Annotated in this window: 4 protein-coding genes; 3 read left to right on the top strand and 1 reads right to left on the bottom strand. The window is 57.8% G+C overall.

Annotation, left to right across the window (positions count from 1 at the left end):
* Positions 1-123: 123 nt before the first annotated feature.
* Positions 124-1422, bottom strand: coding sequence for a Gfo/Idh/MocA family oxidoreductase (locus K1Y02_23650; GenBank protein MBX7259378.1), 1299 nt, complete (start codon positions 1420-1422; stop codon positions 124-126).
* Positions 1423-1608: 186 nt separating this feature from the next.
* On the opposite strand from K1Y02_23650, the gene K1Y02_23645 reads away from it, so the two are divergent.
* The 3 genes from K1Y02_23645 to K1Y02_23635 form a co-directional block, all read left to right on the top strand.
* Positions 1609-2025: a BlaI/MecI/CopY family transcriptional regulator gene (locus K1Y02_23645; protein MBX7259377.1), complete on the top strand. Its 417-nt coding sequence runs from the start codon at positions 1609-1611 to the stop codon at positions 2023-2025.
* Positions 2026-2068: 43 nt separating this feature from the next.
* Positions 2069-4108, top strand: a complete 2040-nt coding sequence (locus tag K1Y02_23640; GenBank protein ID MBX7259376.1) for a M56 family metallopeptidase — start codon at positions 2069-2071, stop codon at positions 4106-4108.
* Positions 4109-4255: 147 nt separating this feature from the next.
* A partial coding sequence (locus tag K1Y02_23635; GenBank protein ID MBX7259375.1) for a hypothetical protein occupies positions 4256-7587 on the top strand: 3332 nt, incomplete at its 3' end.

Raw genomic sequence — 7587 nt, 5'->3', positions numbered from 1 at the left:
ATGGGTCCAATGGGTCCTATGAGTCCCATGAGTCCCATCTCTTCGGAGCCACTCCCTTGATCTCTTGAAAGACAACGGCGGCGTGAAAGCTAACCTTCACGCCGCCGAGTTGATTCTGTTTGGTTATACTGTCTCAGGAACCACGTACGGTTCGCGGTACTTGCGGGTGAGGTACTGCGCCGCCTCGTCGTCGCCGATGATTTGCTCGGTAGCAGGATCAAAATCGAGAGCGCGTCCGACGCGCACCGAGATCAGTCCCAAGTGAGCCAGCGCCGCGGAGTAATGTCCTTCCTCGATGGGCGCATTCAACAGTTCCGGCTTGCGCTCGCGAACGGCCTGCAGGAAGTTCTCGAAATGGTTCGCACCGACGTCGCCGCTCGGTCCCGGTTCTTCCTTCTCGCCCAAGTACGTCTTGTAGTTCGAATAGCTGTCAATGACCATGTAGCCCTTTTCGCCGTAGAACAGGATGCCGATCTTGGCGCCCTTCTCGTCATTGGTGTGCCACGGGCGAACTTCGAACTCCAGCATTTTGCCCTTCGGCCCCTCATCCGGATAGAAGAACGAAGTCGTCGTCGTGTTCGGCACTTCTTTGTCGTCGTCCCACAGGAACATGCTTCCCATGCCGGCAATCTTCTTGGGCAACTTCACGCCGAGACCCCAGCGCGCGATATCCATCTGGTGAACGCCCTGGTTGCCGATATCGCCATTGCCCGTATCCCACATCCAGTGCCAGTTGTAGTGGAAACGGTTTTCGTTGAACGGGCGCATCGGCGCCGGCCCAACCCAAATGTCATAGTTCACGCCCTTCGGAATGTCGCTGTCCGGCTTCTTGCCGATGCTCGGGCGCCGCTTGTAGCAGAGTCCGCGCGCCAGATAGACCTCGCCCAGCAAACCATCCTGCAAATGCTTGATGGCTTCCTGAATGCTGGGATTGCTTCGGATTTGCGTGCCTACTTGCACGACACGGCCGTATTTGGCCGCTGCCTCTACCATCTTCCGGCCTTCGAACACATTGTGCGAGGCAGGCTTCTCGACGTATACGTCTTTGCCCGCCTGGCACGCCCAGATTGTTGCCAATGCATGCCAGTGATTTGGCGTGGCGATGGAAACGGCATCGATGTCTTTATCATCGAATACCTTCCGAAGATCCGTTTCCGTTTTCGGAATCTTCAGATTCTTTTCCTTAAAATAGTTCTTCCGCTGGTCGAGGATTTTCTCGTCGATATCGCACAGCGTAGCAATCTCTACATTCGGCAACGTAGAGAATTGTTCAATGTGTTCGTTTCCGCGCCCGCGGAGCCCGATGCACGCCACGCGCAGGCGATCGTTTGCGCCTGCCCATGCCGTGCTCGACGCCGCCAACGCGCCGATGCCCGCGGCCGCAGTGCCTTTCATAAATGACCTTCTCGATACCGTCTCCATGGCAATCTCCTGGGTTGATCCGCCCGGGGGGCGAGATGCAGTGCACATATTGGTTCATGCTACCCGATTCGGAGAGGGATGCGCTACCCCAAATCATCGCCCAAGGCAACCGCTTAGAATTCAGGTCTTGACAAAATCCTACATTGCGTAGTAGAGTTGAACTACAGAACGTAGGAGGCTGACGATATGAAGCCCGCACAAACCAGTCAAGCCGAGTTCACCGTATTGGAAACCTTGTGGAACGAAGGGGAAGGGATCGTGCGCGAAATTGCCGCGCGCCTGCAGCAACGCGGGCATGCGTGGGCGTATACGACGGTACAGACCTTGCTCAATCGTCTCGAGTCGAAACGCTGCGTTTCCAGGGACAGCAGCGGTCAGGCACACGTTTACCGGGCCTGTGTTTCGCGCGAAGAAGTCCTGGAACAGCGGCTCACGGAACTGGCGGACCAATTGTGCGACGGGGCTTCATCGCCTCTCGTCATGACGTTAGTAAAGAACCATCACTTCAGCCCTCAGGAAATCGCGGAGCTACGCAACCTGCTCGACAAAGCGGAGCACGCGGAAGAAAACAAAACACGAAGAGAGACTCGGAAAAACAGATAGGCGGGGAAGATAGGCCGGAACTGCCGGCTTAGGAGGGGTTGTCATGTACTGGTGGATTCTTCAGCACCTCGTCATTGTGACGGTACTCGCTACAATCGTATATGCGTCGTCACGCGCTTTTCGGCTGAGTCCCGCCGTTCGTCACGCTTTGTGGGTCGTGGTGCTCATCAAACTGATGATGCCGCCCGTGATTGTGTGGCCGTGGGCCATGCCCCAGTTTGCCGCACTGAACGCCGCGTCACCCAGTGCCACTACCGTTGTGGACGTATCGGAGATCGCGCTGGAGTCCGATGGCGCTGCCGTGCCTGCGGAGAGGGTAACGCCAGTCGCAAACACTTCACGTGGCGCAACAACGATTTCTATCTATGACACCGCGTTGCGGTGGGTATCGACCAACCATCAACTACTACTTTTGGGCCTCTGGTGCGCGGGTAGCGTCATCGCTGCGGGAGTTCACTTCAGCCGAATCGCACGCTATCGCCGTTATGTGGCAACACGTCAAGACGTGCCTCAATGGATCGTCGACGAAACGCGCACTATCGCAGACCGGCTGGGCGTGTCGATGCCCGAAGTCTACGCGGTGAAGGGGCTTCATTCGCCGCTGGTCCATCATTTCGGCCGCGCCGTGCTGCTGATACCCCAAGCCTTGCTAGAACTCATTCCGCGCGAACGGTGGCAGTGTATTCTCGCGCACGAACTTGCCCACCTGCGCCGTGGCGACCACGTCGTGCGTTGGCTCGAATTGTTCGCGGCCATCGCGTGGTGGTGGAATCCCGTGTTCTGGCTCGTGCAACGTCATCTGCACGAGGCCGCCGAAGAAGCCTGCGACGCCTACGTCGTTTGGGCACTCCCGAATAGCCGCCGCGCGTATGCGGAAACGTTGATCGATGTATCGGAGTTGATATCTCGCGGGGAGGCTCACGTAACGGCGCTGGGGATCCGCAACGGCGTGCGTATGGACTTCGAAAGGCGGCTGGAACAGATACTTCACGGAAACGCCGTGCCGAGGATTGGCTTCTCCGCGTTAGTAGCTCTCGCGCTGGTACTGGGGTTGTCGCTCCCCGCGTGGACGCAGAACGAAGCGGCAACGGCCCCCGCGCCGGAGGCCACGGCACAGGCTCCTGCGGCTGGGCAACCGGCTCCGCCGGCAGCCATTTCTCAAGAGACGACACAACCTACAGCCACCGACAACAAGACTACCGAGAAGTCATCGATTGAGGTGGCGCTGGATTCGTCGGTGAACATCGAATTCCAGGATGCAAGTGTTTTCGACATCACCGATTTCATTGCCGATTACGTGGGAGTCAATATTGTCGTTGACTCACGCTACGTCGAGTCTCCAAAGAGACAGATGCGTCCTGCCGCTCCGGTCGCACCGGGCGTGCAGGGGGGAACCCCCACGGCGGAAATCGCACCACCGGCTCAAGCTCCCGTGTACATCTCCGCCTCCAAGTACGTGACAGATGGCATGGTTCCCTATATCAAGGTAGAAGACATTCCTCTGAAAAACGCTTTGAAGGCGCTGCTTGAACCGCTGGAATTGGGCTACGAAGTACACCCCGGTTTCATTTGGATCACGGCGAAGACCCAACTGGGCAAGGACGACTTCAGTACTCCCGCGCCGACCGATCCGGAACTCAGCACGGCATTGGAACAGCCCGCTTCTATTGAGTTTCAAGATTCGCATATCGCAGACATCGCGGAATTCCTGTCCGAGTCTTTGGGCATGAACTTTGTCATCGACAAGCGCGCGGTCCGCGCGTCGCTGCTAACGTCTCCGCCTGCGTCCCTGCAGCCGGGGGCCCCGGCAGGCGGCGCTCCTGGGCAGCCATTCATCCCTCCGTTGACGCCACCTGCTTTCATCAAGGAGGGCGATACGATTGTGAACACAGGCTACATTGCCTACATCAAAGTGGATGACGTCCCCGCTTGCGAAGCGTTGAAAGCGCTGCTGGTTCCGCTCAATCTCTACTACAAACTCGGACCGGGCTTTGTGTTCATCAGTACGCCGGAACTGCTCAAAACAACGGAATTCAACACGCGTGAGCCGGAGCCGAAGAGCGCGACGGAAGGGAATATCTGAGGATCGAACTCATGCCTCGACGTCGATAACTAGCCTCATCAGAAGTCAGATGAAAACAATCCACGGCGCAGGCAAATCAAGCCTGCGCCTTACGTTTTCTAGACTACGATACGTTCCCGCGCAGTCGATTCATGTTAAAATGTCTGCATGGTGACGCGAAGACTGGTGCAAACGAACAAACGCAGACGATGGCCGTGGATATTCGCGGGGCTAATGGCCGCGCTCATGATCGCGTGGCCCATTGTCGAGCGTTTTATCGACGCAGACCGATATCTTCCGCTGATTACCAAAGCGGCGGAAAAGGCCACGAGCCTTCCTGTTACCGCGGGCCACATCGATATCGCGTTGTTTCCCACACCGTCCGCGCGCGTGCTCAACGTAAAGGTCGGTGACGACGAATTCAGCGCGCATTGCGAATCCGTCGCCGCATACGTGAGCCTCGGCAGCCTCGTGCGCGGCAAGATTGATGTGTCGGACGTGGTCGCCAGCGGTATTACCGTGAAGTTGCCTGAGTCTCCCGCCAAGACCCGTGAACGCATTCAATCCATTGGCCCTCAAGAGCCCAAGGAGGAGAAGGAACAGACGACGCAGCCGCGTCTTTCGATTGCACGCGTGGCCGCGGAAGACGTGCGCATTTTCGTTGGAGAGTCTGCCGACCCGCTCGCCGAGGGCGAAGTGGCCGTAGCGAATCCGCTCAGCGATTCCATCACCGTAGACGCGGACCTCAGCATGCCCGGACTTGGCGAGAGCGCACACGTGGCTGCTGATGTTGTCCTAACGAAGGGCCAGGAGTTTGGATTGGGAGTGAAGGCTACCGCCAAAGCAACCAACATCGAAACCGCGACATTTATCCCTGGCGACTCCATTCCGGACGGCACGGCGACGCTCACCGCAACCATTGATCGAACCGGCGCGAAAACCTATCTAGTCGATATCACCGGCGATGCAACGCCGAATGCATATGAAGGCGTCGACCTGTCACCACTCGTGGGATCCTACACGGCGAAAGCCTGGTATGACGACGGCACGTTTACGGTCAACGACATTCACTGGAAGGCTACCGGAACGGAACTGACCGGTGACTTGACGGTTAACCCCGATGTGTCGATTGCCGCGAAAGTGACCTCCGCTACCATTCACGCCTCCGGACTCGACGCGCTCTTTGCCTTCCAGCCGCCCGGACAATTCAACGTGAAAACGGATCGTGATGCATCGTTTCAGGCCACAGACCTGTTGCTCGGCGTGTCGCCCGAAAAGGAACTGCGATTGGTTTCCGGAAATGCCGCGTTTCAGGGAATCAACCTTCTGGTTGAAGGCGACAAACCCGCCGTCAACGCCATTCGGGGGACGTTTTCGCTCAAAGAGAACGCCATACTCATCGAGAAGATTGAAGGTGAAGGCGTCTCATTGGCTGGTACGATTCAGCCCAATCTGAAAACCGGGACCACGCAATTCGATCTGTCGGGCAATGCAGACATCACAAATGAGCGTCTCAAAGGTGTGGGTGGCCTGTCCGCGTTCTCTGAAGCGGGCGGAAGACTTACACTGAAACGCGTGCGCGGTACGTTCAAACCCGGCGAAGGCGTACCGGCAGACCTGTCTATCGAAGGCACACTGTCGCAAGGCAAGTTGGGTATCACCAGCGAATCGTGGACCGATCGCATGGATCCCCTGGAAGTTACTTTCACCGCCGGCGTGGATGCCATCGAGACCAAAGCGAGCGCCCAATCTCAGATGCTCGGTAGTGTCACGAGCAACGGCCGCTACCAGTTTGCGAAACGTGTGTGGGAAGGCACGGTCACCGGGGACTTTGCTCGCATACAGTTACCGTGGTTGAAGCAGCCTTCCGCAAAGACGGTTGCTCCGGGTGTCATGGCGGCTTACGGCGTTTCGCAAATCGATACGACCATCACATTGCCCTCGGAGAAGAACAAGTCGTTGACCATTGCATTCGCGCGCAGCGGCGAACCGGTTTTGAAAGGAAGCGTTTCGCTGACAAGTCAGCAAGAAGGGATGGCCCTCGGGCCAATCCACGTTTCCGCAACGGTACCCGGTCACGCGATACAAGCCGTGCTGCCTTCGGACGTGTCCGTGTCGGGAACCATCCCTGTTCAATTCGATTTCTCACCGGATAAGAAGCAATTTCTTGCCACGCTGGAATTGACGGAGCCTCGCATTCTTGCTGGCGGTTACGTGGACAAAGCGTCGGGTCTTCCGGCATCTGTGGTTGTTACCGGCGACGCCCCTCCCGGCGCATGGGCGGCCAAGACCATCGAGGTGCGTTGTGCGGGCGAGTCCTTCGTGGGCAAACCCGTCGATGGCCGCTTCGTCGTGGACGCGCTCGACATCGACATGGGCCGCATCTCCGACATACTTCCCGGCGAGCTTAAGACGCGCGGCCGCGTCACCGGGTCGTTCGCCGCTCTGCCTACGGACATGAAGCTCGCGTTGCACGATGTGGGTATGACGTTTACCGAGGGGGCGGCTATCGATTCGATGAATGGTTCCCTTTCCTACAGCGGCGACACGTTCACGTGCAAAGGCTTGACCATTCGTGGCGCCGACTCGGATTGTGTTGTGGATGCCACGATGAAAGGGAATCGTATCCTAGGAAGCATTACCGGCAACAAGTTCGACACAAACGCGGTGTTGTCGGCGCTCGATGCTTCGAAAAAAGCGCGAGCAGAATCGACCGCGCAGCAAGCTGCCCCATCGACGCAAGGAAATACGTCATCCGGAATAGAAGGTCAATTTACGGTCTCTGTAAAGACCCTGCGGTACGCGCGCGCAAACCTTAGCGATATGAATGCGGTTGTGACCTTCTCGCAAGGCGGGTATCGAATCGATCCCCTCAAGATTCAACCCTACGGGGGCGCCCTTTCCGGCGTCGTCTCCAGTTCGCCCGTACCGGGCACACAAACCTCCACGCTCGCGATGGAGTTGCTCATCGACCGCGTGGACTCAAGCATCATCGACGATCTGCTCAACAAGGATTCCCGGGGGCTGAAGGGCGCGTTGAGCGGCTCGGTTGCGCTCAGCATGCCATTGGCCGAGGGCGTGAGCCCCATAAACGGCGCAAACGGCGTCATCACATTCACGGGCGAAAACGGGTCGTTCGGCAAACTCGGCATCGCCACAAAGGTGGTCACGGTGCTTCGCACGACAGAGATTACGCGTCTGCGTATCCCGTCGTTGAAGGACGAAGGTCTTGCTTATGACAAGTGCCTCGGCGAATTTGTCTTCACAAACGGCGTAATGACGCTAAAGACCATGAAGGCGGAATCGCCCAGCTATATCATCGAAGCGGCAGGCACAATCGACTTTCCGCAGAACCTCGCCGATCTCGAAGTGCGAGTGAACATCCTCGAAACGGTGTTAGGTGCGGCCGATCTCGTGCCGGGCGGAAAAGAAGTTGCCGACTTTCTGCGTCAAGGCGGACTTCGAATACGCCTCAAGGGCCCCATCGACAACCCGACCCC

The sequence above is a fragment of the Candidatus Hydrogenedentota bacterium genome (assembly GCA_019695095.1).
GTDB lineage: Bacteria > Hydrogenedentota > Hydrogenedentia > Hydrogenedentales > SLHB01 > JAIBAQ01.
Note: the sequence above shows the minus strand (reverse complement) of the source record. Positions and strands in the feature narration are given on the sequence as shown.

What these genes read in the sequence shown, in the direction of transcription:
- K1Y02_23650 (MBX7259378.1), bottom strand. Translation starts at nt 1,422, where the DNA reads ATGGAGACGGTATCGAGAAGGTCATTTATGAAAGGCACTGCGGCCGCG.
- K1Y02_23645 (MBX7259377.1), top strand. Translation starts at nt 1,609, where the DNA reads ATGAAGCCCGCACAAACCAGTCAAGCCGAGTTCACCGTATTGGAAACC.
- K1Y02_23640 (MBX7259376.1), top strand. Translation starts at nt 2,069, where the DNA reads ATGTACTGGTGGATTCTTCAGCACCTCGTCATTGTGACGGTACTCGCT.